Annotated in this window: 1 protein-coding gene; it reads right to left on the bottom strand. The window is 49.8% G+C overall.

Features of this window, described 5'->3' with window-relative positions; genetic code table 11:
* A partial coding sequence (locus R7P35_RS26345) for an ATP-binding protein (RefSeq protein ID WP_318093448.1) occupies positions 1 to 1,031 on the bottom strand: 1,031 nt, incomplete at both ends.

The following is a 1,031-nucleotide window of genomic DNA, read 5'->3' as shown; positions in this document are numbered from 1 at the left end:
ACCAATAGCACTTTGGCTTTCACCTTGCAGCGAGCGCTCGCCACAACACCGATTTCAACAGGTTCGCTTTCTTCAAGTGGGATGGAGAACCAGAAACGGCTGCCTTCGCCCTCTTCTGAGTCGACTTCTAGCACGCCGCCCATGGCTTCTACGATGCGTTTGCTGATCGCCAAACCAAGCCCTGTACCACCGATTTGGTTCAGACCACCTTCTGCTTGCGTGAAGGCATCAAACAGAGTTTTCTGATCTTTTTTCGAAATGCCGATACCTGTGTCTGAGACTTCAAATAGCACTTGCGATTCGTCTTCTGGATTCAGGCTGACGTAAATATCAATTTCACCGTCTTCAGTGAATTTGATCGCGTTACCCACTAGATTGTTCAGCACTTGGCTAATGCGCGTTACATCCCCTTTCCAGTATCGGCTGACGTCACTTTCAATGTGGTAAGAGAACAGCAGTTGCTTCTCTTGTGCTCGGCTGTTCATCAGTTGGAACGTGTCTTCAACCATTTGATGTAGGTCGAAGCCCAAGCGGCGAATCTCAAGATGGCCGGCTTCAATTTTCGAGTAATCCAGAACGTCATTTAAGATAGCCAGCAAGGTTTTACCACTGCGGTTGATGATCTCCGCGTAACGCTTTTGAATTGGATTTAAACCAGAATCCATTAACAAACGAGCGGTACCGAGCACGCCGTTCATCGGCGTTCGAATTTCATGGCTCATTGTCGCTAAGAAGGCCGATTTCGCGCGGCTCGCCTGCTCGGCTTCATTACGCGCCTGAGCGTGGTTCACGACCTCTTCATGCAAGCGCAGGTTTGCTTGTCTCAACTGCGAAGTACGCTGCTCAATCAATTCTTCAAGGTGTTCTTTGTGCTCTTCCAGCTCTCGTTTGGCTTTTGCCTCCCCTTCTGCCACCACTTTGAGCGCTTGGGCGGTATTGCGGGCGGTGATGATAGCTTGCCCCATGTGCGCGAGTTCGTCTTTGCCTTTAACTTCTAGTTCAACAGCCAAGTTACCTTGAGCAACAGAAAG

Source organism: Vibrio sp. Vb0304 (assembly GCF_033338995.1).
Classification (GTDB): Bacteria; Pseudomonadota; Gammaproteobacteria; order Enterobacterales; family Vibrionaceae; genus Vibrio; species Vibrio alginolyticus.
Note: the sequence above shows the minus strand (reverse complement) of the source record. Positions and strands in the feature narration are given on the sequence as shown.